This is a genomic window from Corticimicrobacter sp., assembly GCF_040137905.1.
Lineage (GTDB): Bacteria > Pseudomonadota > Gammaproteobacteria > Burkholderiales > Burkholderiaceae_B > Corticimicrobacter.
On the sequence record NZ_JBEFDG010000017.1, the window covers coordinates 24,942 to 50,422 of the forward strand.

The window sequence follows — 25,481 nt, forward strand, 5'->3', positions numbered from 1 at the left end:
TGCTCTGATGCGTCAGGTGCCGACCTTTTCCACCAGTGCCATTTCGTCACTGGTCATCAGCTTCTCGATATCCACCAGGATAAGCATGCGCTCATCGACCGTACCCAGACCGGTAAGATATTCGGTCGACAGCGTGGCACCGAATTCCGGGGCGGGACGAATCTGGCTCGCATTGAGCATGAGCACGTCGGACACGCCATCGACGACGATCCCGACCACACGACGCTCGAGATTCAGGATGATGACCACCGTCTGCTCGTTGTACTGTGCATCGCCCAGGTTGAACTTGATACGCAGATCGACGATCGGCACGATAATGCCGCGCAGATTGGTCACCCCCTTGATGAAAGAGGGCACATTGGCAATGCGCGTCACACCATCGACGTCATATTCGCGGATTTCCTGAACCTTGAGAATATCGATCCCGTATTCTTCGTGGCCCAGGGTAAAGACCAGAAACTCATTGCCGGAAGTCACATCGTCGCTGCTGCGAACCAGTGCATTCATTTGCTGTGTCATGACACTTCTCCATCAATTCTTAAATTTGCGCACAGCGCACATCAATCGCGACCGCTGCTGCGGGCCATGGCGAACACATCGATAATCAGTGCCACGCTGCCATCCCCCAGGATCGTCGCCGCCGAAATGCCGGGAACCTTGCGGTAATTGGCTTCCAGGTTCTTGACGACGACCTGGTGCTGGCCGATGAGGTGATCGACCAGCAGCGCAAAACGGCGCTCCTGGGCGTGCATGATGACGGCGATGGCCTGCGAAGGATCTTCCTGCGCGCTATCAACCGAAAAGGTACGGTGCAGCTCGACCAGCGGCAGGTATTCACCTCGAACCTGTATCACCCGTTCGTTGCCCGCCACGGAATGAATCTGATCGAGCTGGGGCTGGATCGATTCCGTAACATGGTTCAACGGCAGAATGAACACTTCCGAGCCGACGCGTACCGACATGCCATCCAGGATCGCCAGCGTCAGCGGCAGAATGATCTGGGTGCGCGTCCCCTTGCCTGCTTCCGAATACAGTTTGACGTGACCGCCCATGTCCTGGATGTTGCGGCGCACGACATCCATGCCGACGCCGCGTCCAGAAATCGACGTGACCTGCTCGGCGGTCGAAAAACCCGGCGCGAAGATCAGCTGCCAGATTTCTTCGTCGGTGATGTTGTCAGGCAACACCATGCCGGACTTCGCCGCCTTGGCGAGAATCTTGTCCTTGTTCAGGCCGTTGCCGTCATCGCTGACCTCGATCACGATATTGCCGCCAACGTGCTGAGCGGACATCGTGATGACCCCCTCCGGATTCTTGCCTTTCTGCGCGCGCGTATCGGGATCCTCGATCCCATGATCCATGCTGTTGCGCACAAGGTGAGTCAGGGGATCAATGATCCGCTCGATCAGACTCTTGTCGAGTTCGGTCGCCTTGCCCTGGGTTTCCAGACGAATCTTCTTGCCTGTCTGGGTGCACAGATCGCGCACCACGCGAGGAAAGCGACTGAACACATAATCCATCTGCATCATGCGCATGGACATGACCGATTCCTGCAGATCCCGGGCATTGCGCTCAAGCTGCTCAAGTCCGTTGAGCAACCGATCATGCAGCACCGGATCCAGCGAGGATGCGATCTGCGTCAGCATGGCCTGGGTAATGACCAGTTCGCCCACCAGATTGATCATCTGGTCGACTTTTTCGACACCGACGCGGATCGAACCCGACTCCTTGTCTGCTGCTACGGCAGGCCTGGCCGCTGCCTTGGCGGCGGCACGGGCGGGTGTCGCCTCGGCAGTTGCTTCGGCAGACACGTCTGCCACAGGAGCCGCAACCGGCACCTGCACCGGAGCCACCTCGGGAATCACGGCAGCAACGACTGCCGCCTCGGAAGCCTCGATGACCTCGCGACCGACTGCGATCTGGTCTTCGTTGATGATGAAGCAGCAAACCGCCTCGACATCATTCTTGGAACAAGTCGTCTCCATCCACACGGTCAGGCTGTCGGAGCCCTTCTCATGCTTGAGCACCTTGCCCAGGTTGCCCATCTCTTCGAGCAGGGACTGTCCGTCTTTCTCGGAAACGCGGCTGAACACGATCCGCATGGCATCATTTCCCGCTGAGGCAGGCACCGCGGCCGCGGCAGGTGCAGCGGCAGGCGCAGGCGCTGCAGCCGGAGCCGGAGCCGGAACGCCATTCTTTTCCTGTGCCAGCTGGCGCAACACGCCACAGATATGCTCGTAGGTATCGGGATCGGGCTCGGTCTCGGCACGGTAGGCATCCAGCTGGCTCTTGAGCACGTCCTTGGTCTCCAGGAAAATATCGATCATCTCGGGGCGCAATTTCATTTCACCCTGACGAATCGGATCAAGCAGGCTTTCCAGCAGGTGGGTGGTTTCCGCCAGGACCCCAAAACAGCCAAAGGTGGCAGCGCCACCCTTGATCGAATGCGCAGCCCGGAAAATGGCATTCAGATGTTCAATATCGGGCTGCTCGACATCCAGCTCAAGCAGCAGCCGCTCCATGTCGGCCAGCAGTTCGTCGGCTTCATCAAAGAAGGTCTGGTAGAACTGGCCAAGATCAACGCCTATGCTCATGATTATTCCGATGCTCCATTTGAATTCTCAGCCGCCAGCCCATCCAGCAGATCCTGGGACAGCGCAACCAGCGTATCCGGATCCACGGGCTTGTGGACCCAGGCGTAAACGCCCAGTTCCGCAGCGGTTTCCTTGCTGGCGTCGTCATCTTCGGTCGTCAGCACCAATACAGGGACATCCTGATTGGCAGAGTGCTGTCGCATATTGCCAATGAACTCCAGCCCATGCATGACCGGCATGTTCAGATCACTGACCACCAGGTCGAAATGCTGCTGCTGCGCAAGATCCAGCGCTTCCTTGCCATTGCTGGCCGTCGTGACCTGCCATCCCACGTCGAGAAAAGCAGCCTGCACCACCATGCGCATGGTGACCGAATCATCCACTACCAGAACTCGAATACCCATAAACTTCAGCCTATAGTTGCTCGGCGTTGGCAGCACCGTCATCTTCATGGTGCGCCACGTCCGTTCTTGTCTCGACCCGCGCTTCCTCAAGGGAAGGCACCCGGGCCCATTCCGGCAGCGTTTCTGACTCTTCCGATGCGGGCTCACGCTGCAAGGACACCGGCATCTGATATTCGAACTCACGCGTCTCGGGCAGCGGCATATTGTCCAGTTGCTCCTGCAGTTCGTCCGGGTTCGTGGAGGTGACGTCAGCCGCTGCCTGATTTTCCTGCTCAATACGTTTCTGGGTGCTCTCGTTCAGGATGACCAGACTGATCCGTCGATTGACGGGCGCATAAGGATCATTCTTGACCAACGGCATATTGGCACCCAGCCCCACGATACGCATGACCTTGTCATCGCTCAAGCCCCCCGCGACCAGTTCGCGGCGCGAAGAGTTGGCACGATCAGCCGACAGCTCCCAATTGCTGTACGCACGCTCACCCTGCGCATAGTTGAGCGCATCGGTATGGCCGGACAGGCTGACCTTGTTGGGCAGCTCATTGAGCAACGGCCCCAGTTCGCGCAGGATGGCGCGCATATACGGGGCGACCTGGGCACTGCCGGTCGCGAACATCGGACGATTGTTGGTATCGACGATCTGCACACGCAACCCTTCAGTCGTCATGTCGATCAACAACTGGGGACGATAGGCCCGCAGCATGGGACTGTGATCGATGACATTTTCGAGCCGCAACCGGAAGGTCTGCAGGCGTCGCATTTCCCGCTCCTTGGTGCCATGGAACTGACCACCATCAGAGCGCGTCTGCTCGCCATCGCGTTCGGTAATATCCTTGCCCCCACCGGGGATCGGCTGAGACTGGGTCGCTGCAGCCGGACCACCCTTGATGGCAACACTCAACGGCGTGCGGAAATAATCAGCCAGCCCCTTCAGATCTTCCTTGGGGATCAGGCTCAGAAGCCACATCACCAGGAAAAACGCCATCATGGCAGTAATGAAGTCGGCGTACGCGATCTTCCAGCTGCCGCCATGATGGCCGCCACCGTGCCCCGACTTCTTGCGCCGGATGACAATCCGCTGGGATTCATCCCGAGCCATGCATATCCCCTGTCAACTAGCGGCCAGCAGCAGGCTGCTTGGTCTGCCGCACATGCTCCTCAAGCTCATTGAACGAGGGGCGGATACCGGAAAACAACACTTTTCGGCCAAATTCGATGGCCAGCTGGGGCGGATAGCCGTTCATGTTGGCCAGCAAGGTGACCTTGATGCACTCCAGCACCTTGACGGCATCGTCAGCCCGCCGTCCAACGATACTGGCCAACGGTGCAACAAAGCCATAGGACAGCAAAATCCCCAGGAATGTGCCCACCATGGCCTTGGAGATCAGGTCCCCCAGAATGGCGGGCGGCTGATCAATGGCCGCAAGCGCCTTGATCACCCCCAGCACGGCCGCCACAATCCCGAAGGCAGGCAGACCATCCGCTACAGCGTTCAATGCATGTGAGGGCAACTCGCGTTCATGCTTATAAGTCTCGATTTCCTCATCCATGAGTGCTTCGATTTCAAAGGCACTCATGTTGCCGCTGGTCATGATGCGCAGGTAATCGATCAGGAACTCCATGATGCGCTTGTCTTTCTTGACCAGGGGATACTCCGAAAAAATACTGCTGGACTCGGGATCCTCGATATGTGACTCGATGGACATCAGGCCTTCGCGCCGCGCCTTGTTGAGCAGCACGTATTGCAAGGCCATCAGCTCCATGTAGATTTTCTTGTCATAGGGAGAGTTGCGCAGTGCATGTCCCAAGCTCTGGGCTGTCAGCTTGATTGTCTTTGGGCTATTGGCAGCAATGAAGGCACCGACCGCTGAGCCGCCAATCAACGTGAACTCGAAAGGCTGGTAAAGCGCCCCCAAGTGCCCGCCCATGGCGACATAACTCCCACCCACAGCCAGGAACACGACGAAATAACCAACAATAATCAGCACGATAGAATCCCTACTCTGAGCATGCGCATCGATAGCAGCATATGATCACCCGCCACCCACCAAACAAAAAGCATGGTTAGCGCATTTTTTTCCTTGCTATTTGGCGTGTTGCCCGACCCTTTTCGGTGTCGGCAGATGCATCCTCATTTTCGGCCTGCACTTTCGCACACTGCCCGCGTGCCGCCACAGAGCGGGCCTGCGTCTTGCCAGCACGCGGCGGAGGCCGGCAAATACCGCACACATACTCATGCGCAGGCTCGTAGGCATGGGCCACGAAGTGGCCACTGCATTTGGTACATCGCGACATCTGCACCATGCCATTATCGAAAAAACGCACCAGCATCCAGGCACGCGTAAAACTCAGCACGGGCTCCTCGACGTTACTGTCCTCGCCCGCCTGCTCAAGATACAGCCGATAGGCATCGACCAGCGCCTGCGCACCCTTGCTGGGCGTATTCTCGACAATGAATCGATAAATTCCGTAAAACAGCGAAGAGTGAATGTTGGGCAGCCACGTCATGTGCCAATCCACCGAGAAAGGCAACATGCCCTTTGGCGGAGACATCCGACGAATTTCCCGATACAACCGAGCCAGGCGGTCACGACTCAGGCTGGTTTCTGCCTGCAACATCTGCAAACGCGCGCCCAGCTCGATCATCGATGCAGCCAGCTCGATTTCATGGGCCTCGTGCCTGACGCTCTTGACAGTCATAAGCATCCTATCCATATGCCCCGGCGGTGCATCACTGCATACACCGCATTACGCGAATTGCTCGACAGATTGCGATGACAGCAGAATGGCTGCATGCACCTGCTGCAACTCAGCCCGAGGTGCCGAATCGTTGAGCGTTGACAACAAATTGGGATTATCCAGCCGCAAACGGCACAGCAGCATGCTGCTGCTGCCCAGCTTCACGAGCTGCGCCGGCGACAGCGACAGCAACGCATCCGCCGCCTCCCGTCCCAGTCCAAGTCGAAATAATGCTGCAGGGTAATCATCCCTTAACATCCGTTGAGCCAACATCAGATAGGACAGATTGATTTCCTTGATATTGTCTAATAGCGTACCTGACTGCACTTTATTCATCCTTTTCGACTCTATCACCATCTGTCAATATCACGCATGCTGGAAAGATGAGCCCGCAATGCCTGTATGACAACATACATGCAACTTTTATTACTTCCCGCCCCCTTCACTCCCCGCACATGACGGCACTTTCTCTACTGGAAAGTCGCAGTCCACACGGCTTATCGATGCAAGATACAAATTGTTGTATCAAGAACCATTTTCTAAGTCTATCGGCGCAATAGTATCAGAATCATGACAGCGCAAAGATGAATTTGGCACATCCCCCAATACTTTGCTTGCATTTTGCGCCATAAACCACATTCTGATACCCTTGCCTCACCCCTAAAGTTCTGCCGCATGCTGTCGTTATAGGAACCTGGATCGCTCTTCTGGAGCCGTGAACTCGACCGGAGTTACCCATGACCATTGCCCCGATTCCTACCTTCGTGCAGACAGCAAGCCCTGTCGCCGCGCAGCAACCTGCTCCGCAGCCTGCCGAAGCCGTCGTGCGAGTACAGCCCACCAATGCACCGGACAAGGGGCAGACCGGCTCGGCCACAGCCGACCCATTTGACTTGCCGTATGACCGTCCGGGTCGCCAGGCCAATGACCAGGACACGCTCGACAAGGCACTGGAGCAGCTCAACCGCAGCATGCAGGCCTGGGCGACCCAGCTTCGATTCGAACAGAACAAGGATGCCAACCGCCTGGTTGTCACGATCGTCGATGCGGAAACCGGTGAGGTGCTCAAGACCATCCCGTCCGATGCAGTCATCCGCGCCGCCAAGATGATCTCCAGCACGCAAAACCGCACGATTGACACACAGGCCTGATCGATCAGATCACGCGACAGAACAAACCTCAGCGCACGTCCTGAAAGCCGGCGAGCCAGACCAACACAAGGAAAGAACACATCATGGCAACAGCAATCAACTCCAACCTGGGTGCGGGTTCAGGCCTGCCCCTGACCGAAACACTGGCCAAGCTGCGCACGGTCGAGGAAGCGCCGCTCGCCTTGCTGGCCAAGCAGTATCAGCGCAACAAGTCCAAGCTTGACGCCTACAACACGCTGAGAAACACGGTCGCCAGCTTCCAGAATGCCGGCAATGCGCTGGCCAAGCCACTTCTGTCCTCAGACAAAAACCTGTTCGGTGCCACCACCGCCAAAGTGACCGGGGGCGAAGGCTTGACGGCCACGACAGGCAATGGTGCCATTGCAGGCCAATACAGTGTCACCATCCAGAGTCTGGCCACGCGTGGCGTGCGTTCGGGTGCCCTGGACAGCGATCTTGACCGCTACGCTCAACTGGGTACCGGTGGTACCGTGACGTTCAAGCTCAAGGGTGATACCGCCGACACCAAGCCTCGTACGCTGGAGCTCAATGACACGTCGCTGGAAGGCATCGTGCGGGCCATCAACGATGACAAGAACCTGGGTGTGCGTGCCACGATCATCAACGACGGCACGTCACGCCATCTGCAGTTGACGGCTGGCGACACAGGTGTCAATGCAGACATCGACAGCATCACCGTCACGGGCAACGACGACGTCAAGACCCAGATTTTCGACAAGCTGACCAACACGCAGGCGGCAGTCAACGCCTCGGTCAAGATCAACGACATCGTCGTCAGCAGTGGTTCAAACACGGTAGAGGATGCCATTCAGGGAATTACCCTTAACCTGACGGCAGCAGACCCCAGCAAAGCCTATACCCTGGATGTCGCCGACGACACGAAAGCCACACTGGAAGGCATTCGCGCGTTCGTAACCTCGTACAACGCCATCCTGAGCCAGATCGGTGTCTACACCGACTACACGACCAAAAGCGAAAGCAACACGGCCCCGCTCAACGGCGACTATCTGGCACGCAGTGTCCAGTCCCGCATCCGCGAAACCCTGACCCCCGTACTGGACAGCGGTGACTACCGGACGCTTTCCGGCATGGGCATCACGACCAATTTCAAGACAGGTCAGCTTGAAATCGACGAAACCCTGCTGGCTACGGCACTCCGCGAGCGTCCGGGCGATGTCACAGCAATATTTCAGGGCGAGACCGGTGTTGCCGCCAAAACCAAGGCCATCACCGAAGAAATGTTGCGTACTGATGGCCTGTTTTATAATGGTAGAACCAGCCTCGAGCGCACTCAGACAGGCCTTGAACAGCAAGACGAACAGCTCAGGGCGCGCATTGAAGACACCATGGCACGCTATACGGCCCGCTTTGTCGCACTTGACGTACTGGTTGCGCAGATGAGCAGCACCAGCAGCTATCTGACATCGCAGATCTCAGTGCTCAACGGCACCAAAAACTCGTAGTAAATCAAGATGAGCTCCCCTCTTCCTTCCCGCGCCAACCACAGACGCTCCCTTAACAGCTATGCACAGGTGGGCGTCGAAACCGGCGTGCTCAATGCATCGCCGGAGCGTCTGATCACTCTGTTGTTCGACGGCGCAACCAATGCAATCCGCCAGGCACAGGAACATCTGGCCAGTGGCAATATCTCAGCGCGGGGCCAGGCCATTTCCAAGGCTATCAACATCGTCCAGAATGGTTTGCGGACAGGCCTGAACATGGACACAGGAGGGGAGCTTGCAATCAATCTGGCCGATCTCTATGACTATGTCGTACGCCAGTTGCTCGAAGCCAACCTGCAGGCAGATGGCACCAAGCTGGATCTGGCTCTGACCCTGTTGAGCAATATCGCCGACGCATGGCATACTTCCGTCGACCCGGGCTATTCATCGCCCGCCCATCGCTGATCTCCTGAGAACCGCCGCCATGGCCGCCCCCCTGCCCACAGCATCGCTGTCCCAATATGAAGAGTTGCACAGCCTGGTCAAAGCCATGCTGGTAGCCGCGCAGCAAGACAATTGGGAGTTTTTCATGGACTTGGGGCAGCGCTACACAACCCAGGCTGATGAGTTGATCAACGCACCCATTCCCGCCGAAACAGCTGATCGCAACCGGTGTGCCGAACTGTTGGAAGGCATCCTGAAAGTTGATGCCGAGATACGCCTGCTGGCCGATGAGCAACTTGGTCAGATCCGCCGCCAGATTGCCCAGACGCAGCGCGAACACAAGCTCAACCAGGCCTACGGTCTTTATCCGCAACCAGCATGAGCGGTGGCCCCTCTGCGCCCAGCAATCTGCTGATACAGCGCCTGGACACGGCGCTGGGCATCACGCTGGCCAAGCACGGCACATTGACCCGTGGGCAACAGCCGGCATTTGCTCCCCATGTGGATAGAAGCGATCCGGTAGCGGGCGCAGGACGCCGTCAGGAGCAACCTGCCCGTGAACCGGCCGCGCGCGAAACCAATCGACAAGCAGCGCTGGACCAGACACGGCAAACTCGCCTGGGTGCCGCCAAAGGTTTTGATCTCGCCGCACTCAGCAAGCTGTTTCCGTCATCGCCGACATCTCTGGGGCAGGCAGCACGGACCATCATGAGCGTGTTGCAGCAGTACCCACAAACACAGCTACCACCCCAGCCGCAGCTACGCGCACCCCTGTTTCCCAATCCCCCCGGACAGAGCCAACAAGCACAACCAGGCAACTCCCCGGCACAGGCGGCACCAGGCTCGGTCTCGCAGGCCCTGGCATCCTCAGGCATGCAGGGGCCGTCGGTGATGCAACTGGCGCTGGCGCTGGCTCGCACCGTCACGCAAAGCGGCCTGTTCTACGAATCCCAGTTGGCACGAGCCACTTACGGCCAGCAGCCCATGGCACGGGTACATGCCCAGCCTCAGGCACATTTGCAAATGCCTGAGGCAGCGCATCAGGGGCGAACCTCATCACCCATGCCACACCAGGCTTATGGGGCCCAGGCACAATCCTCCACCAATGGCGCGCCGACCGGCCTGCAGCCGGGCTCGACCACAGGCCAGATGCTCAATACTGGAGCACCACCACTTCCCCCGGAAGTCACATTGATCGTGCGCCAGCAACTGGATATTCTGGCGCAGCAGTCCGTCATGTTCCAGGGCGAGGCGTGGCCTGGCACCCAGATGGAATGGGAAATCGAACGCCGGCAGGGACAGCAGCAAGATGCCAACGAAGCCTCTGCCGAAGATGCGGAGCACTGGCACTCGCACCTGACCCTGCATCTGCCACAACTAGGCACCATTGCGGCTGATTTGCGGCTCCAGAATGGGCATTGGTCCGTGCATCTATCGAGCACTGAACACGCCGATACACTGCAAAGACATGCCACCCGGTTGCAAAGCCGTTTCCAGGCATCAGGCCTGAGCCTGAGCGAGCTCCAGATCGGCACACCGGACGATAGCCATGAGCCAGGATAAACGGCAGCGCCAGCGTGCCGCCGTACTGCGATACGAAACCCACGAACCAGCCCCCAAGATCGTCGCCAAGGGCTACGGTGTGCAGGCGGAAAACATCATTCGTACGGCACGGGAAAATGGCGTATTCATCCACGAGTCGCCAGAGCTGGTCGACCTGTTGATGCAAGTCGACCTGGACCAGCACATTCCACCACAACTCTATGTCGCGATTGCAGAGTTATTGGCCTGGCTTTATCAGCTCGAAAGCGCAGCCGGGAAAAGCGATGGCAAGGCAGCACAACTGGCACAAGCGCTCACTGTGCCAATCAAACAACGCAGTTCATAGACTCCGTTTTCCTCTTCTCCAACACCCATGATCCCACGCAAAGGCATTATCCTGGCCGGCGGTTCCGGCAGTCGGCTTTATCCGATCACCCTTGGTGTCTCGAAGCAGCTCCTGCCTATCTATGACAAACCCATGGTGTACTACCCACTATCGGTATTGATGCTGGCCGGCATTCAGGATATTTTGCTGATTTCAACACCTGACGACCTTCCTGGATTTCAGAAACTGCTGGGTGACGGAAGTGCCTTCGGCATCAGCCTGAGCTATGCGCCACAGCCCTCTCCCGATGGCCTGGCCCAGGCATTTCTGATCGGCGAGCAATTTATTGGCGATGCGCCCGTGTGCCTGGTATTGGGCGACAATATTTTCTACGGGCAAAGCTTTTCGGAACAACTGCGCCATGCGGCAGGCCAGACATCCGGTGCCACGGTATTTGGCTACCATGTCACCGATCCCGAGCGCTTCGGTGTCGTGGAGTTCGACACCAGCGGCAGAGCCCTCTCCATCGAAGAAAAGCCACAGCATCCCAAGTCGCACTATGCCGTTACCGGACTTTATTTCTACGACAATGATGTCATCGACATTGCCCGGGCAGTCCGTCCCTCGGCGCGCGGCGAGCTGGAAATCACCGATGTCAACAATGCTTACCTGCAGGAAGGAAAGCTCCGGGTCGAATTACTCGGCCGAGGCTTTGCCTGGCTGGACACAGGAACGCATGAATCCTTGATGGATGCAGGACAATTCATCCAGACAGTCGAGACCCGACAGGGTCTTAAAGTAGCCTGCCTGGAAGAAATTGCCTACACAAAGGGCTGGCTCAATCGCATGCAATTGGCCGAATGCGGGCAGAGGCTCAGCAAAACCGGTTATGGCCAGTATTTATTGAGACTACTGGAAGACTGAAACGGCTTATTAATCAATCAGGCCCGACTATACGCAAGCCAGCATTACAGCTGTCTACGGAAAAAACTCAGCCAGGTCAAGCCCAGTAGCCTGCTCATCCTTGGGTGAGAGAACAACTTCTCGCATGGGCCATGGAATATTCAACTCAGGATCATTCCATAAAATACACGCCTCACTGAGTTGATTATAATACCCTGTTGTTTTGTAAAGAAAATGGGTATTATCTTCCAGTGCCAAAAAACCATGCGCAAAACCTTCTGGAATCCAGAGCATAAGTCTGTTCTGCGCACTCAGATCCATGCCAAAGGATTGCCCAAATGTGGGAGAGGATTTCCGCAAATCAACGACGACATCAAATGCGCTGCCTTGTACAACACGTACCAGTTTACCCTGCGCATGCGGGCTCTTCTGATAATGCAAGCCGCGCAGCACACCCTTATGAGAACAAGAGTGGTTGTCCTGCACAAACAGACCGGCAGGCGGCAAACCCAGTTCCACCAAAGCCGCCTCAAAACGATCTGCATTAAAGCTTTCGGCAAACCAGCCACGCGAATCACCATAGATTCGTGGCTCAACAATCACCAGTCCGGGAAGATTTGTGCTTATCAATTTCATGACAACGAAAGCCGATAGAACTCATGAACCACGCCGCCGGAGCCAAACTCCGTCTTGAAGCGATACAGCCCATCATTTAAAAAACGACCGCTTTGTTCCGTACTGATTCCAAAATCAAAATACTCGGCACCGGATGCGCCGGCACAGGCAATAATATTCTCGAATAAAGCATCAAGTGCTGATATGGAATAGCCGGCCTGACTGGATGCAATGTATTGGGCATGCCAGACCTGCCGTGAATTGAACAGCACGACACCAGCCTCTACCTGATCGTCAATCAGGGCGCAGAACAATCGGACCTGCTCGGGAAAGCGAGCAAACAGCTCTGCGATTTCCGGCAGCGAATGGACCGGCTGCGTACCATGCTTGCGCTGCAGGTTATCCTGCAAGACATGCCAAACAGCATCAAGATGACATATCTCTTCGGAAACGATCACCTTCTCCAGTGCCTTTTTCAAACTCCGCTTTCGGCGACTGCTCACGGCACCTCTACGATCCAGTCGAATTGCGCTGGACAAATCCTTCCGGAAAAGGCTTGCACCAAACCTGAAAAGGGCATACAGGTCATCCTGCGCGGGCCTGATGCTATAGATATCAGGAATAGCCTTATAGTCGAGATTACGATATCCGCACTCTCTATAAAAGTGGCCAATTACCTCGACTGCCTCGATCATCTTCGCGCCACATAATCTTCCATCATGAATGATCCCGCCATATGTCGCGCCAGGATGACTCGACACTATCGTTGCGTCTTGCAGCGACTCGGCAGCAGGCAGCAAGCCCACCAGGCGCTCATCTTCAAAGATGAGCAACGAACGATCCTGAAAGCGAGACTTGTGATACTCCAGAAACTGGCGAGTATGAAGCATCGTGGCATTCGAAGACACAGAGCAAAACTGCTCCCAGACAGCCCGATGCTCTTCGCGATACAGAAGCACTGATATGCTCAATCCACCTTCTCCGCAAGCGCCACGCCATCTTCACCAAAATTATTGCCGTTATAGAAACAGTATGTCTTGCCAGCAGCAGAAATGACGGCAGAATACATGATAGCTTCCGAGTCGAAACCCGTGGTGGACACATCAAGCCCCATGTCTTCGTCACGCCGAACCCAGGAAATCCCATCGCTCGACTCTGCATATCCAAGGCGATAGGCACCATAAGAGCAACGGCGTATGGAGTAGAAGAGGCGATACTGCCCATTAGACAGCCTGGTCACCCAGGGACGACCAAAACCATGTTCATCCGGATCCGTAATCCGCAATACGGTTCTGCCCTGGTCAGCCCAGTGAATGCCATCCGGGGACTCCTGGTAGCGCAAGTCATACACCGGCATGCTTTTGCCATTGATTTCAGTCCAACTGCTTCCTGCCACATACCATAAGCGGAACAGCCCTTCCTCCATTAATGCAAATGCCCCACCACGAAAAAAAAGCTCACTATCGCTGCGATCCAGAATGGGAGCCTGGCTGTAACGCTTGAAGCTGGTACCATTGTCGTCACTGATGGCCAAGCCCGTGAACAGGCGATAGCGGATCTGTTGGCAAAGCTCAAAACCAACGTAATACATCATCAGTTGCCCGGAAGCCCCTCTGACAACACTCAATGCCATCAGTCCATTATCATCAAATGCGCCTGGCACACCGACATCGAGAAGAGGGCCAGGGGCAACGCCCAGAACCGTGGCAGGATCAGCTGCGGACACATCGAAATAGGTCGGCCGCCCGCGCCCCTGCTGATCCTGAACAGTAACAAAAACCCGAATAACTGACGGATTCAATAAGAAGGGAGTCGGCGCAATGGCATGGCTGGACATCAAGGGATGTCCTGAGTCGGGACGCCAGACGATACCGCGTTTAAGCCACTCCATCGACACCTTCCTCAACCTTGAAGTAACGTAATGCCGTCAACCTGGCCTGTTCCGCCTGGGATCCCTTGAAAATCAGGTTGTCGCCTGTCGATTTTCCAATCGACGCGCTCATGCCGATCCAATTATCCGCACCTAAATTCACATTATTTGCCACAGTCGCATTCACACCCAGGAATGTATTTCGACCGATATTGCAATAGCCAGAAATGACGACCTGTGACGCAACAAAGCAATTATCGCCAATAACACTATGATGGCCAATATGATTACCACTCCAGAGCACTACGTTATCGCCAATTTTGCAAAATGGCTGCACCGTATTATTCTCGAAGATAAAGCAATGCTCGCCCATCTCGACATTGCGCCATACGAAGGCACGACTGCTGACATAACTGGCTGGCCGAAACCCCTTGGCCTTGGCCGCCTGATAGAGTCGAGTTCTGAGTCTGTTCATGGCACCATAGGTAATGGCGGCATAGAATTCAACTTCAGCCGGATCAAAAACGGTCTCTATCGTCTCGAACGGCACCACAGGCAACCCAAAAAGGTGGTCCTGCTTTAGATAGCCGGCTTCAACCGAGAAACCCACAACCTCATAATCAGAATCGTGGCTGAATAGCTCAAAGGCAATCTCGGCAAAAGCAGAATCACCGATGATAAATATCTTTCTGTTCTTTTTCATTGGCATACCTCGACTTATGGCCGAATAATAAGAATATCTTCACGTCGATTTGCCATTGGCAACTCGCGATCCTGAGGCAAAACATAGGCATCGAACCCCTGGAGGCGCGCGCGCTGGAGGATTGCCATGACCACAGCATCATCTATCTTGTCATGCTCTACATTGTTGAAAACTACCTCAGGTGCAGCCTCTGTATTCATGAACCGCTTATGGAATGCTATACCAGTGGCACTTGCAAAAAACCTCTTCCGCTTGGATACGTTGGGGATATCAGCAATCAGAAATTGTCCACCCGGAGCGAGAAGCGACAGGGCTCCATCCAGGAATCGAAAGAAGGCCGTGTCAACAAGGATATAGTGCAGCACGCTATAGCAGAGTATGACATCGATTTTTTCTTTCTGAGCCTCCATGAAATCAGGACACTCGGGAAATTTGGCCGGATGTTTGCTCGTCCATGCCGGATCCGGCAACAGATCAAGCATCTCCTGACTGTCAATCAGATACAGATGACTCTGGAACTGGCGACAATGCTCGATCAGCATCAAAGGCAGATCACTACAACCCGGACCAATATCCAGGGCGATTTGGCCGGCCTTATCCAGATTGGTCAATTTTCTACGGATATCGGCAAAAATTCTTTCTTCTGCACCGGCCCGGAAAGCGTCTGGAAAACCTATCTTTTCATATTTCGAGAGCTGGGGATTCTTGGCGAAGGCTCGAAAGTCCTCGAAACCGATTTCATCGAAAGGATTTTTCGACATTTCACGCTTCCATCAAAATTTCTAGAACTGGGCTTCGTCATTACGCTTATTCCGGACAGCAGCCAGGAAATCATCGTAATTTCTGAAATAATCACTTTCCGAATAAATCTCGGAAGCCAGAACCATACATACGCTGCCGCTTGAAAAATTATCTATCCTGCGCCATATCATCTGCGGAATCAGTAATCCTGAATAGGATCTGTTCATGTGAAATTTCTTCCTGGAAGATCCGTCATCCAGCTCCACATCAAAGCTTCCCGACATGGCAATAAGCAACTGTTTCAATTCCTTGTGGGCATGGCCGCCGCGCTCCGAGCCACCAGGAACGTCATATAGATAATAGACCCTCTTTATTTCGAATGGAATATGCCGATTCTGTTCTATGTAAGTCAGATTACCTCGTGGATCCTGTATCCTCGGCAAATCAACAAGCTGGCATTCATCAATGCTCATCGCCACTCCTGATATCAGGGGAAAAATCGTTGCAGGCATCTATAATCGTCTGAATATGACCGCCAGACAGCCCTGGATAAATTGGCAGGCTGAGCACACGCCGGGAAAGAGATTCAGCGACTGGGCATTTGTTCAAACCAGCATCATGGTAGGCTGGTTGCTCGCCAATGGAAACAGGATAATGAATCAGCGTTTCCACGCCTTTCTTGCGCAGAAATTCCTGCAACATATCCCTATGATCAGAGCAAACAGAGAAAATATGCCATGAATGCACATCTCCGAATTGCGGCAAGGAAGGCGTTTTTACATATGGGTTGTTGATACCTTGGCAATAACGCTCTGCAATCCTGTGGCGCTCCTGATTATCGCTATCCAGACTTTTCAATTTGGTACGCAAGAAAGCTGCCTGCACCTCATCCAACCTGGAATTGACGCCCTTCATATCATGATGGTACTTGACGCGAGCACCATAATTTCTCAAAGCACGGATACATTCTGCCAGGGCATCATCGTCCGTCGTAATGATACCCGCGTCGCCCAAAGCACCCAGAGGCTTGGATGGAAACAGGCTGAAAGCGGCAGCATGTCCCCAGCTTCCGGCCTTACGCCCGGAAACTGACGCACCATGAGCCTGGGCCGCATCCTCGATGAGCAGCAAGCCACGATGATCAGCCAGCGCCCGAAGCGCGGCCATGTCCGCCATTTCACCATATAGATGCACAGCCAGGATGACACGCGTTTTTTCAGAGAGAGCGGCCTCAACGGATGCCTTGCTGATATTGAAAGTGTGTTCGTCCGGCTCCACGAGCTTCAATACAAGATTGCACTCGGTCACGGCCAGTGCAGTGGCAATAAACGTATTGGCAGGCACCAACACCTCATCGTCGGGCTGCAACCTGCCTAACTCCAACTGCGCACGCAGGATCAGCCTGATGGCCTCCAGCCCATTACCAACCCCGACAGCATGCCGAACACCGCAGTACTCCGCATACTCTGCTTCAAACGCTTTCTGCTCATGGCCATTGATAAACCAGCCACTATCCAGCACCCGTCTGAAATCCTCCAGCAAGTCATCCCTCTGGCGCCCAACAACGGAACGGAGATCCAGGAACGGTATCATCAGCATTGCTCCTAGTATATTTTATCGAACCACGCCGATGACAGCCTTGTACCTGCCTCAACCCTGACAGCCTGTTTCCCCCTGGCAACCTTTTCCGCATCGCATTTTCGTTCAGCGTCCATGCCGCCTGCCGCTCCACGGACGTACGTGACAGGAAAACCATATGTTGCCAGTCGGGACTCAATCGCCTGTCCGCCGCCATTTATGAGCACGACTTCAAAATCGTGGTCTGTGCATGCACTCAAACTATCCAGGGTTTCGAATACCTGTTCATCATTATTTTCCGCGAACAGCAACAAAGATATGGCTGGATCAAATTTTGGTTTACGGCCAAAAAGCTGGCTCAGAATGGATTTGGTGCGCTCCCGCATCTCTTCCTGAATTGCCGCAGGATAATTTATCAGGCGGCCATAGTAGAGATTCCAGATCGATGCCGCAGATTTCTGCAGCCGATCCAGAATCGCCTTTTCCGAGAGCATCATTTCCAGAATTTCTGCATGCTCTCGCAACGGTCGACTGTCAGCATAAAATCGGGAGGAAATCTGTCCTTCGTGTATACGATAGCCGATGCTGGCCTGGTGCAAGAACACAAAATCCGGCCGTGTTCGTGCAATACGCAGCCACTGCTCCCAGTCACCTGCCAGCAGATGACCCGTCGTCATATTTCCGTTATCCAGGGTCAAGGAAGGAATATATTCTCGTCGATATATTACTGTTGACGGATTTATATAATTATCATGCGACAACAGATCAACAATTTCATCTCGACCACCTGTATAGGAAACCGGTAGATGTCCTACATGATCGGCCCTGCGGATAAAATTCCCGTTTTCATCGATCCAGTCCGCCTGCGTATACCCTATTGCAGCCTGTGATGCCACATCCATCGCCTGCACCAAGGATGCCAGGTGATTCTCGTACATGACATCATCATGTCCAAATACGATGATATACCGCCCTGTACCCAACTTTATGCATTTGTTGAAATTGGCATTGGGCCCCAGGTTATTTTGATTGTGATCAGTCGATACCTTTTCATCCTCCAGATAAGGGGCAAGATAATCGAGGGTATCGTCAGTAGATCCGTCATCCACCACGATCACTTCCAGACTGACACCCTGCTGAGACAAAATCGAATCCAAGGCAGCAACGATATACCGACCACTATTGTAAGTCGGTATCACGACAGTGACATCGGGGGTATTGATTTGAGATTGTCCAGTCATGATATAAAAATTTCCTTATGCCCGACCATTTTCAATTACCTGCCGTCCACGCCGAAAACCATTGTTTCAGGCTGTTTTCGGAATCAAGCATCCAGTCTTTGAGCACGGCCTCTCGCAAGTTGTCGCCCATTACCGATAGCGCCTGAGGCTCTGAGGTGTGCTCGCGGATCGCCGCGACCCAGTCCTGGGTGCGATTACGTACCAGCGTGACAGGCAGACCGCAGCGGTAAGGCTCGATATCAGTACAGATAATCGGAATCCCCAGAACGCCCAGCTCCAGAAGGCGAAGATTGCTCTTGCAGGTATTGAATTGATTGATTTCCAAAGGAACCACTGCCAGATCGAGATTCAAGCTAGCCAACTTTCGGGGGTAGTTCTCGATCGCGGTTCCCGAATGATATTCAGCCGACACCCCTTCAGGTTTCAACCCGAAAAACACCCACTCAACGTCAGCCTCTGTATCCTTGACTACCTGCCTGAGCAAGGCCAGATCTCCCGCATGACTATTGCCACCCGCCCAGCCTACGCGCAGTTTCTTGCCCGTACGCCGGCTGGACTGCAGTGTATCCCACCATGAAGGCTCCAGCCGATTGAGGCTGACACGCACATCCGTATGGAACCGGGAATACTCTTCCGCCAAGGCCGGGGTAGACACTACGACCCAGTCCACCTGCTCGATCGCGCGCCGTACTTTTGAAATATGATTGGTCGAATAATATTTTCGATTATTATGCCTGGTTGGCACATTCTGCACATAATCATCAAATTCCAGTGCGATTTTTGCGCCAATGAACTTCTTGAGTCTTTGAATATGCTTGACGATGTGAGGATTGCTCCACGCTCCCTGCAGCACAATCACATCCGGCTCCGCCCGAGCACATTCGATAATACTGGGCACCTTTGGCTCGAGCAGATTACCATCGATCATGAACTGCCTGCGCATGGCGTTAAAGGGCAGCATGACGCGATAATTCCCGCAACCATAATGATCACCGGGTACCGCAAACAAAACCGGCAAGGGCTTTCCAGGCAGCGGGGCCTTGATCATCGGTGAACTGGGCAGAGAAAAGCCCGGTTCATCCAGAGAGTAAGCAGGATGATAACAAGGGTCCTGCGCCAGAACGTTCAGCCAGCGACCATACAACCGATCCACACATTCATAAGTCGGATGGAAAGAAACGCCGAATTTATCCTGCTGAACCAGCGAAGCCCCCCCCAGATGCTCGACCACTGCACGGGCGGCGTAGACATTCAAATATCCAGCCTGTCTGGCACGCAGGCAAAAATCCACATCACCATAATGCACCGGAAACTCTGATGCATCAAAACCATTTATCTCATCAAAAACCGCCGTACGTACCATCATGCAGCTTGCGCTGACGGCCGATATGCTTGAGGTGGCCTGAATCCGGGCCATATAGCCCGGTGCCATAGACGACATGCCCTTGAATGCAAAACCTACGCTATCCGCCATACCCAAAGTCAATCCGGCATGCTGAATACGCCCATTCGGATAGTCAAGCCTGGCACCCACGCAGGCAACTTCTCCCCGCAACACATGATTCAGCATCTGATCCAGCCAATCAGGCTGGGTCACCACCGTATCATTATCAAGAAACAGCAGGACGTCACCTCGAGCCTGGCTGCGGGCATGGTTGGCCATGCCCGAGAAGCTGAAATCGCCTTGCCAATCCAGCACCTTGATTTGTTCAATCTGCAATGCTTTGATTTCAGAAAGAAATCGTACTGTTTCTGGATCCGTGCTGGATTGATCGACAATCAATATTTCATAATTCTTGTAGGCTGTCTTTTCAATCAGGCTATCTATGCACGCCTTCAGAATGACACCCAGGTCCCGATTTTGTATGACAATCGATACCAGTGGATTCACACCATGTTCATAGTTAATATCAAACACCAAGCCGTTTTCGTTTTCAACGATTTCGACCTGCCTTCCAATTCTCTGGAAATGGCTTTCCATGACTTTGCGATGCAAAGCACGCACCTGAGGCGATCTGGCCCAGACAGGTATGGTCTCATCATGATGCAGCAACACTCGAGAAATATGCCCTACACCTAGCAGCCCTTGGGTTTCCAAAAGCCTGAGCATAAAATCCACATGACTCAGTCCACCCATGTCAATACTCAGGCCACCATTAGAACGGGCGACTTTTGTATTGATGACAAAATCCTGCCCTACATAGGGGTAACTACGCAGAAAATCCAGGTTTATTTCCGGCAGCAACATGGGAGACTCAGGCGTTCCCAAATCTGTAATGACATCACTGTCCATGTACCACACGCCAGTATTAGGCGCACAGACATATGCAACAGAAATATCGAGCACAGCGCTGGGCAGAATCGATGTGCCGGCTCTTACAACCAGCAGCACTGCGGGGCAATCGGTTTGATTGATCAGATCGTTGAGTCCGGAAATATATTCGTCAGGTGCAACATTGATGACTGAACACCCATCCGGGACACTATCGATTGTGCGATTGGTCAATATCCACACACGGCATGGAAGCACCATCTGCCGATATATGCTATCCAGTGTTTTCCGGTATTTTTGCTCAGAATCGACGTCATCCAGCAGCACAATACCTACCTGATTCTCTCCACCATTTGCGGCAACCAGTGCATTCAGAATTGTCTGACGCGTTGTATCCGGAGACTGCCACTCGAGCCATGCTGCATAGAGTTCGGTCTCGTTTTTCCGACGCTGCTTATGATCCTGCATGCCGTCCATGAGGTCACGCCGGGTAATCATCGTCTGCAGGTTATCTGTCGGGAAACGAGCGTATATTTCCTGATAGAGCGGGATGAAATTCTTTTCCTCCCGCGAGAGCATATTGTCACCTGCCGATGCAGCAACCCGTTGCCTGACCTCTGCAGTCGTTTTCTTTACGTGAAAAACAGGCAAGACAGCGCTGAGCCTGAGCAACATGTCCCAGTCCTCAAACGCTGGCAGCATAGGATCAAAATAGCCTACTTTTTCCAGAATATCCCTGGGATGCGAGAAACTATTGACAGGAATATTATTTCTTATCAGCAAGGCGTCCCTGTCAAAGCTATCGTGCCGAGTTGGATAGCTGCGGGATACCTCTTTTCTTATTGCACCATCGAGTGTTTCCTGTACATAAACCACATCCGTATAAATCAGGGCACTGCCTTTTCTATTGAATTCCTGGTGTAAAACCTCAAGATGTTCAGGCAGGTAGACATCATCATCATCGATATAGGTAATGTACTTTCCGCGAGCGATTCTCAAGCCCGCATTTCGCGCCTGGGAAAGACCCATATTGAGGCCTTGCTTCAGGTATGTCAGATCCAGTTCATAATCAGATATGACATCTTCAACAGGCATACCATTGTCATTGACAACAATGACTTCAAAGTCAGTAAACTTCTGATCCTTCAAGCTCTCCAATGTATGGCGCAATAACTCAGGTCGGTTATACGTCGTCAATATCACTGAAAAAAATGGGGCCTTGACTTTGGCATGCATGAGCACAAATCCAGTTTCAATCGATAATCACCAGGAAAGAGGCATGGTGATGATATGCAGGAACTTCGGACAAAAATAGTGAAAAAGGGCATCCCCTCTGATAGAGGATGCCCTTTTTATATATCAATCTTGTTTTTACAACAAGATCGAAGTCGCTAATTAACGCAGCAGCGACAGGACGGTCTGGGGAACCTGGTTGGCCTGGGCCAGCACCGAGGTACCAGCCTGTTGCAGGATCTGAGCACGCGTCATGTTCGACACTTCGGTTGCGTAGTCGGCATCTTCGATACGCGAACGGGCGTTCGACAGGTTGTTGATCGTGTTGTTCAGGTTGGCGATGGTCGACTGGAAGCGGTTTTGGATCGCACCCAGGTTCGAACGTGCCGTATCGATCTTGTCCAGCGCGGTTTGTGCCGAGGTGATTGCAGCTTGTGCACCCGACAGCGAGGTCACGTTGATACCGGCAACGCCCAGGCCCGTGCCGCTGGCGGTCGTGGCGTTGATCAGGCTGCTGCTGGTGACAGCGATACGATCATCGGTCGTGTTGTTGGCACCGACCTGGAAGGTCAGGCCCGAACCGCCGGAGGCCAGCGCGCCCGTGCCGTTCAGCAGCTTGGTGCCGTTGAACTCAGCCGCATTGGCGATACGGTTGATTTCGGAGAGGCGTTGGTCGATTTCGGTCTGGATCGAACCACGGTTCGTCGAGTTGTTCGAATCACTGGCAGCCTGCACAGCCAGTTCACGGATGCGCTGCAGGTTGTTGTTGATTTCGTTCAGGTTGCCTTCAGCCGTGGCTGCCAGCGAGATACCGTCGTTGGCGTTACGGGCAGCCTGGGTCATACCCTTGATCTGAGCGGTCATGCCGTTGGCGATAGCTTGGCCAGCAGCGTCGTCCTTGGAGCTGTTGATACGCAGGCCCGAGGACAGGCGCTCGATGGCGTTGCCCAGCGAGCTTTGCGACTTGTTCAGGTTGGTTTGGGCAACCAGCGACAGATAGTTAGTATTGATAACAGCCATGTTTGACTCCTAAGAGGTAGAGGCGTTCTTTGCCGGGCAGGGAATGCCCTGTACAGCTTGGCGGCCGCCGAACCCTAGGGGTGGCTGTGCTGCCTTGCCACCCATTAACGGGGACTTCAGCGAAAACTTTAGGGGTCTATGTAAATTTTCTACAAGTCCTCGCCAACATCCAGTTCACTCCCGCTGGACGACCCCCAGAAACGCAGCCCTGCGGACCGATACCGGACCGAATTCTCGGGTGATCTGTTCCAGCGTCCACCCAGCCTCTAGCCGCTCAAGGATATCGGCCCAATCCTGCATCAACTCTCGCCTGGAGCTCAGGAAGCGGGCATGGTCATACGGTGCCCGCGCACTGTCGAGCCGGCGATGAGCCAATTGCAGATCGACCTGTTTGTCGGGATAGCCCAGCAAGCCCAGCAATGTCGTTGCCGTTGCCCGGAAACCATGCGCGGAAAAGCGCCCGGCATAGCCAAGACAGCCGATCGCCCGATTGAGCGAACTACGCCCCATGATCCCTTGACCAGGATTGCGTATGTTGGGAAACAGCACCGCACCATGCCCCGTCAATACGTGAAGCTCACGCAGCCTGGCCTGCGCCTGGGCAGATAAAGGCACGATGTGTGCCCGGCGCATTTTCATGCGAATTGCTGGAATATGCCAGAGCCCGGCCTGCAGATCGAACTCCTCCCAACGAGCATGTCGCAACTCTCCCGTCCTGACAAAAGTCAGCGCCAACAGTCTCAATGCCAGTATCGTGGTGCGATGTCCCGGCCATTGTTCCAGTCTGTTGAAAAACGCCGGAATATCATGCCACGCCAGAGGTGGGTGGTGCCGTGTCACGCTGCGCTTCAACAGGCCACGCAGCCCCTGGACGGGGTGATGCTCACAAAACCCGTGTGCCTGAGCGTAACTGAATATCTGCCCCAACCACTGTCGTACCATCGCTGCAGCCGTCGGGGCACCACGGTCAGCGACCGCGAGGATGATGGGTCGCAACTGAGTCGTCCTGACCATGGTGACAGGCATCTTGCCAATAACTGGCAGCACATCCCGCTGCAGATAGGCCTGTACCTTGGCGGCATAGCCTGGACTCCAATCGCTGTTGAATGCCAGCCAGCGCTCGGCAACGGCCTGAAAAGTATGGCGACCCGCCTCGTACTGTACAGCCAGCCGCCGCTGTCGCTCTGCCAGGGGATGAATGCCGTTCCGCACCAGGGCGCGGGCCTGGGCACAGGTCTGGCGAGCCTCCTCCAACGAAAAATCGGGATAGCGACCAATGGCATAAATATACCCTCGGCCCTGCATGCGATAGCGATAGCGCCAGAGCTTGCCTCCCGACGGCTGGATCTGGAGGAACAGGCTGCCACCGTCGCGCAGCGTATAGGGTTTCACCTGCGGCACGGCGTTTCTGATGCTGCGTTCCGTAAGCAAATGAATGGTCATGCGTGCACTGCCTTGAAAAATGGCACGAATATATACACCTGTAGGGCCACTTTGTAACTGGCATCGCGCCCGACAGCCTTAACCATGCCGGCAAAATAGCGCAACCTGCTCAGGAAAGGATATGCACAAAGCTATACATGTCGATATCAAGTGTATTGAGACAGACTTTCCGTTAGAGTCTATTTTTATATAAATATCAAATGGTTGGTTCTTTACAAGGCTGAAGAAACAGAGAGTTTGCGTGAATCTCCGTTATCAATACGAACTACCTGTCCCTGGTTGCCCAAACCAATCTGAACAAGTCGCAAAGCTCGCTGGGCAACGCCATCGAACGCCTGTCCTCGGGCCTGCGCATCAACAGTGCCAAGGATGATGCTGCTGGCCAAGCGATCGCCAACGGCATGACCGCTCAGATCAAAGGTATGACCCAGGCGGCCCGTAACGCCAACGATGGTATCTCGCTGGCTGCCACGGCTGAAGGCAACCTGAACGAAATCAACAACAACGTGCAACGTATTCGTGAGTTGGCCGTGCAGGCTGCCAGCGATTCGAACAACTCGACCAACCGCGGCTCGATCCAGACCGAAATTACGCAACGTATCAATGAAATTGATCGTATTGCCAAGTCTGCTGCCTTCAACGGCACCCAGTTGCTGGACGGCACGGGAGAATTGGCAGCAACAGGAAAAGGTCTAACCTTCCAAGTCGGTGCCAACAACTCGACCAACGACCAGATCACAGTCACCAAAGATAGCCTGATCAACGCCACGACAGGTACGGACGGGCTTGGCATTGCAGATCTCAAGGTAGATACACTGGCAAATGCGCAAGCCGCAATTGATACGGCAAATGGGGCATTGAACAAGATCGATGAAGCCCGCTCGAACCTGGGTGCGATTCAAAACCGCTTCCAGTCGACCATCGCCAACCTGAACAACACGATCAACAATCTGTCGAACGCCCGTTCGCGTATCGAAGATGCCGACTACGCCACCGAAGTGTCGAACATGACGCGCGCGCAGATCCTGCAGCAAGCCGGTACCTCGGTACTGGCCCAGGCCAACCAGGTTCCCCAAACTGTCCTGTCGCTGCTGCGTTAATTTTTTGCGCAGTGATTTGTCCGCTGAATCGCCATGCGGACACCAAACAGCCCTTGCTGCCGTTGGCCGGGGCTGTTTTTGCTTGGGATGTATCCCGTCA

25 protein-coding genes and 1 pseudogene are annotated in these 25,481 nt (G+C 54.3%); 8 read left to right on the plus strand and 18 right to left on the minus strand.

Going from position 1 to position 25,481, the window contains the following annotated elements:
- Window positions 1-12 precede the first annotated feature (12 nt).
- From cheW to flhD, 7 genes and pseudogenes are all read right to left on the minus strand, one after another.
- Window positions 13-507, minus strand: a complete 495-nt coding sequence (gene cheW / locus ABN482_RS02000; protein ID WP_420810478.1) for a chemotaxis protein CheW — start codon at window positions 505-507, stop codon at window positions 13-15.
- A gap of 53 nt (window positions 508-560) precedes the next feature.
- Window positions 561-2,594 (minus strand): chemotaxis protein CheA, encoded by a 2,034-nt coding sequence (gene cheA, locus ABN482_RS02005; RefSeq protein ID WP_349502421.1) that lies wholly within the window; start codon window positions 2,592-2,594, stop codon window positions 561-563.
- 2 nt (window positions 2,595-2,596) lie between these two features.
- The gene (locus tag ABN482_RS02010) at window positions 2,597-2,998 is read right to left on the minus strand and encodes a response regulator (protein WP_109063107.1); all 402 of its coding nucleotides are present in this window, start codon (window positions 2,996-2,998) and stop codon (window positions 2,597-2,599) included.
- Window positions 2,999-3,236: 238 nt separating this feature from the next.
- Window positions 3,237-4,097 (minus strand): annotated as a pseudogene (gene motB, locus ABN482_RS02015) (flagellar motor protein MotB); the annotation flags it as partial.
- A 16-nt stretch (window positions 4,098-4,113) separates the two neighbouring features.
- The gene (gene motA / locus ABN482_RS02020; protein WP_349502423.1) at window positions 4,114-4,986 is read right to left on the minus strand and encodes a flagellar motor stator protein MotA; all 873 of its coding nucleotides are present in this window, start codon (window positions 4,984-4,986) and stop codon (window positions 4,114-4,116) included.
- Between the two features lie 76 nt (window positions 4,987-5,062).
- Window positions 5,063-5,698 (minus strand): flagellar transcriptional regulator FlhC, encoded by a 636-nt coding sequence (gene flhC / locus ABN482_RS02025; protein ID WP_349502424.1) that lies wholly within the window; start codon window positions 5,696-5,698, stop codon window positions 5,063-5,065.
- Between the two features lie 48 nt (window positions 5,699-5,746).
- Window positions 5,747-6,073, minus strand: a complete 327-nt coding sequence (gene flhD / locus ABN482_RS02030; protein WP_349502425.1) for a flagellar transcriptional regulator FlhD — start codon at window positions 6,071-6,073, stop codon at window positions 5,747-5,749.
- Between the two features lie 401 nt (window positions 6,074-6,474).
- Between flhD and ABN482_RS02035 the strand changes: the two genes are divergently transcribed.
- The 7 genes from ABN482_RS02035 (at window position 6,475) to rfbA (ending at window position 11,586) form a co-directional block, all read left to right on the plus strand.
- Window positions 6,475-6,888 (plus strand): flagellar protein FlaG, encoded by a 414-nt coding sequence (locus tag ABN482_RS02035; RefSeq protein ID WP_349502426.1) that lies wholly within the window; start codon window positions 6,475-6,477, stop codon window positions 6,886-6,888.
- An 83-nt stretch (window positions 6,889-6,971) separates the two neighbouring features.
- A complete protein-coding gene (gene fliD / locus ABN482_RS02040; protein ID WP_349502427.1) occupies window positions 6,972-8,372 on the plus strand; it encodes a flagellar filament capping protein FliD in 1,401 nt (466 codons plus the stop codon).
- 9 nt (window positions 8,373-8,381) lie between these two features.
- Complete coding sequence (gene fliS, locus ABN482_RS02045) at window positions 8,382-8,816, plus strand: flagellar export chaperone FliS (protein ID WP_349502428.1); 435 nt, start codon at window positions 8,382-8,384, stop codon at window positions 8,814-8,816.
- A gap of 19 nt (window positions 8,817-8,835) precedes the next feature.
- Window positions 8,836-9,177, plus strand: a complete 342-nt coding sequence (locus ABN482_RS02050) for a flagellar protein FliT (RefSeq protein WP_349502429.1) — start codon at window positions 8,836-8,838, stop codon at window positions 9,175-9,177.
- Window positions 9,174-10,358, plus strand: coding sequence for a flagellar hook-length control protein FliK (fliK, locus tag ABN482_RS02055; protein ID WP_349502430.1), 1,185 nt, complete (start codon window positions 9,174-9,176; stop codon window positions 10,356-10,358). The genes ABN482_RS02050 and fliK overlap by 4 nt, the downstream gene beginning before the upstream one ends.
- The gene (locus ABN482_RS02060) at window positions 10,345-10,683 is read left to right on the plus strand and encodes an EscU/YscU/HrcU family type III secretion system export apparatus switch protein (RefSeq protein WP_349502431.1); all 339 of its coding nucleotides are present in this window, start codon (window positions 10,345-10,347) and stop codon (window positions 10,681-10,683) included. The genes fliK and ABN482_RS02060 overlap by 14 nt, the downstream gene beginning before the upstream one ends.
- A 27-nt stretch (window positions 10,684-10,710) precedes the next feature.
- The gene (gene rfbA, locus ABN482_RS02065) at window positions 10,711-11,586 is read left to right on the plus strand and encodes a glucose-1-phosphate thymidylyltransferase RfbA (protein WP_349502432.1); all 876 of its coding nucleotides are present in this window, start codon (window positions 10,711-10,713) and stop codon (window positions 11,584-11,586) included.
- 54 nt (window positions 11,587-11,640) lie between these two features.
- Here rfbA and rfbC read toward each other — a convergent pair whose 3' ends face one another.
- The 11 genes from rfbC to ABN482_RS02120 form a co-directional block, all read right to left on the minus strand.
- The gene (gene rfbC, locus ABN482_RS02070; RefSeq protein WP_349502433.1) at window positions 11,641-12,201 is read right to left on the minus strand and encodes a dTDP-4-dehydrorhamnose 3,5-epimerase; all 561 of its coding nucleotides are present in this window, start codon (window positions 12,199-12,201) and stop codon (window positions 11,641-11,643) included.
- The gene (locus ABN482_RS02075) at window positions 12,198-13,070 is read right to left on the minus strand and encodes a GNAT family N-acetyltransferase (RefSeq protein ID WP_349502434.1); all 873 of its coding nucleotides are present in this window, start codon (window positions 13,068-13,070) and stop codon (window positions 12,198-12,200) included. The genes rfbC and ABN482_RS02075 overlap by 4 nt, the downstream gene beginning before the upstream one ends.
- A gap of 77 nt (window positions 13,071-13,147) precedes the next feature.
- The gene (locus ABN482_RS02080) at window positions 13,148-14,071 is read right to left on the minus strand and encodes a glycoside hydrolase family protein (RefSeq protein WP_349502435.1); all 924 of its coding nucleotides are present in this window, start codon (window positions 14,069-14,071) and stop codon (window positions 13,148-13,150) included.
- Window positions 14,058-14,753 carry an acetyltransferase gene (locus ABN482_RS02085; protein ID WP_349502436.1) on the minus strand — a complete coding sequence of 232 codons (696 nt, stop codon included), beginning with the start codon at window positions 14,751-14,753 and terminating at the stop codon, window positions 14,058-14,060. Before ABN482_RS02085 ends, ABN482_RS02080 begins: the two co-directional genes overlap by 14 nt.
- Window positions 14,754-14,767: 14 nt before the next feature.
- Window positions 14,768-15,514: a class I SAM-dependent methyltransferase gene (locus ABN482_RS02090; protein ID WP_349502437.1), complete on the minus strand. Its 747-nt coding sequence runs from the start codon at window positions 15,512-15,514 to the stop codon at window positions 14,768-14,770.
- 21 nt (window positions 15,515-15,535) lie between these two features.
- Window positions 15,536-15,967, minus strand: a complete 432-nt coding sequence (locus tag ABN482_RS02095) for a sugar 3,4-ketoisomerase (protein WP_349502438.1) — start codon at window positions 15,965-15,967, stop codon at window positions 15,536-15,538.
- Window positions 15,957-17,087 carry a DegT/DnrJ/EryC1/StrS family aminotransferase gene (locus ABN482_RS02100; RefSeq protein ID WP_349502439.1) on the minus strand — a complete coding sequence of 377 codons (1,131 nt, stop codon included), beginning with the start codon at window positions 17,085-17,087 and terminating at the stop codon, window positions 15,957-15,959. The genes ABN482_RS02095 and ABN482_RS02100 overlap by 11 nt, the downstream gene beginning before the upstream one ends.
- An 11-nt stretch (window positions 17,088-17,098) precedes the next feature.
- Window positions 17,099-18,313 (minus strand): glycosyltransferase family 2 protein, encoded by a 1,215-nt coding sequence (locus tag ABN482_RS02105; RefSeq protein ID WP_349502440.1) that lies wholly within the window; start codon window positions 18,311-18,313, stop codon window positions 17,099-17,101.
- Window positions 18,314-18,344: 31 nt separating this feature from the next.
- The gene (locus ABN482_RS02110) at window positions 18,345-21,821 is read right to left on the minus strand and encodes a glycosyltransferase (protein WP_349502441.1); all 3,477 of its coding nucleotides are present in this window, start codon (window positions 21,819-21,821) and stop codon (window positions 18,345-18,347) included.
- Between the two features lie 159 nt (window positions 21,822-21,980).
- Window positions 21,981-22,838 (minus strand): flagellin N-terminal helical domain-containing protein, encoded by an 858-nt coding sequence (locus tag ABN482_RS02115; protein WP_349502442.1) that lies wholly within the window; start codon window positions 22,836-22,838, stop codon window positions 21,981-21,983.
- Window positions 22,839-23,012: 174 nt separating this feature from the next.
- Window positions 23,013-24,281, minus strand: a complete 1,269-nt coding sequence (locus tag ABN482_RS02120; RefSeq protein WP_349502443.1) for a tyrosine-type recombinase/integrase — start codon at window positions 24,279-24,281, stop codon at window positions 23,013-23,015.
- A gap of 254 nt (window positions 24,282-24,535) precedes the next feature.
- Here ABN482_RS02120 and ABN482_RS02125 point away from each other — a divergent pair, with 254 nt between their 5' ends.
- The gene (locus ABN482_RS02125) at window positions 24,536-25,381 is read left to right on the plus strand and encodes a flagellin N-terminal helical domain-containing protein (protein WP_502877219.1); all 846 of its coding nucleotides are present in this window, start codon (window positions 24,536-24,538) and stop codon (window positions 25,379-25,381) included.
- Window positions 25,382-25,481: the final 100 nt, after the last annotated feature.

Coding starts and splice junctions, on each gene's coding strand:
- ABN482_RS02050 (WP_349502429.1), top strand. CDS start 8,836: ATGGCCGCCCCCCTGCCCACAGCATCGCTGTCCCAATATGAAGAGTTG.
- cheW (WP_420810478.1), bottom strand. CDS start 507: ATGAATGCACTGGTTCGCAGCAGCGACGATGTGACTTCCGGCAATGAG.
- ABN482_RS02120 (WP_349502443.1), bottom strand. CDS start 24,281: ATGACCATTCATTTGCTTACGGAACGCAGCATCAGAAACGCCGTGCCG.
- ABN482_RS02100 (WP_349502439.1), bottom strand. CDS start 17,087: ATGATACCGTTCCTGGATCTCCGTTCCGTTGTTGGGCGCCAGAGGGAT.
- ABN482_RS02110 (WP_349502441.1), bottom strand. CDS start 21,821: ATGCATGCCAAAGTCAAGGCCCCATTTTTTTCAGTGATATTGACGACG.
- fliD (WP_349502427.1), top strand. CDS start 6,972: ATGGCAACAGCAATCAACTCCAACCTGGGTGCGGGTTCAGGCCTGCCC.
- ABN482_RS02095 (WP_349502438.1), bottom strand. CDS start 15,967: ATGAGCATTGATGAATGCCAGCTTGTTGATTTGCCGAGGATACAGGAT.
- ABN482_RS02115 (WP_349502442.1), bottom strand. CDS start 22,838: ATGGCTGTTATCAATACTAACTATCTGTCGCTGGTTGCCCAAACCAAC.
- flhC (WP_349502424.1), bottom strand. CDS start 5,698: ATGACTGTCAAGAGCGTCAGGCACGAGGCCCATGAAATCGAGCTGGCT.
- rfbA (WP_349502432.1), top strand. CDS start 10,711: ATGATCCCACGCAAAGGCATTATCCTGGCCGGCGGTTCCGGCAGTCGG.
- ABN482_RS02105 (WP_349502440.1), bottom strand. CDS start 18,313: ATGACTGGACAATCTCAAATCAATACCCCCGATGTCACTGTCGTGATA.
- ABN482_RS02085 (WP_349502436.1), bottom strand. CDS start 14,753: ATGAAAAAGAACAGAAAGATATTTATCATCGGTGATTCTGCTTTTGCC.
- ABN482_RS02090 (WP_349502437.1), bottom strand. CDS start 15,514: ATGTCGAAAAATCCTTTCGATGAAATCGGTTTCGAGGACTTTCGAGCC.
- flhD (WP_349502425.1), bottom strand. CDS start 6,073: ATGAATAAAGTGCAGTCAGGTACGCTATTAGACAATATCAAGGAAATC.
- ABN482_RS02035 (WP_349502426.1), top strand. CDS start 6,475: ATGACCATTGCCCCGATTCCTACCTTCGTGCAGACAGCAAGCCCTGTC.
- ABN482_RS02010 (WP_109063107.1), bottom strand. CDS start 2,998: ATGGGTATTCGAGTTCTGGTAGTGGATGATTCGGTCACCATGCGCATG.
- ABN482_RS02080 (WP_349502435.1), bottom strand. CDS start 14,071: ATGGAGTGGCTTAAACGCGGTATCGTCTGGCGTCCCGACTCAGGACAT.
- rfbC (WP_349502433.1), bottom strand. CDS start 12,201: ATGAAATTGATAAGCACAAATCTTCCCGGACTGGTGATTGTTGAGCCA.
- fliS (WP_349502428.1), top strand. CDS start 8,382: ATGAGCTCCCCTCTTCCTTCCCGCGCCAACCACAGACGCTCCCTTAAC.
- fliK (WP_349502430.1), top strand. CDS start 9,174: ATGAGCGGTGGCCCCTCTGCGCCCAGCAATCTGCTGATACAGCGCCTG.
- cheA (WP_349502421.1), bottom strand. CDS start 2,594: ATGAGCATAGGCGTTGATCTTGGCCAGTTCTACCAGACCTTCTTTGAT.
- ABN482_RS02060 (WP_349502431.1), top strand. CDS start 10,345: ATGAGCCAGGATAAACGGCAGCGCCAGCGTGCCGCCGTACTGCGATAC.
- ABN482_RS02075 (WP_349502434.1), bottom strand. CDS start 13,070: ATGCTTCATACTCGCCAGTTTCTGGAGTATCACAAGTCTCGCTTTCAG.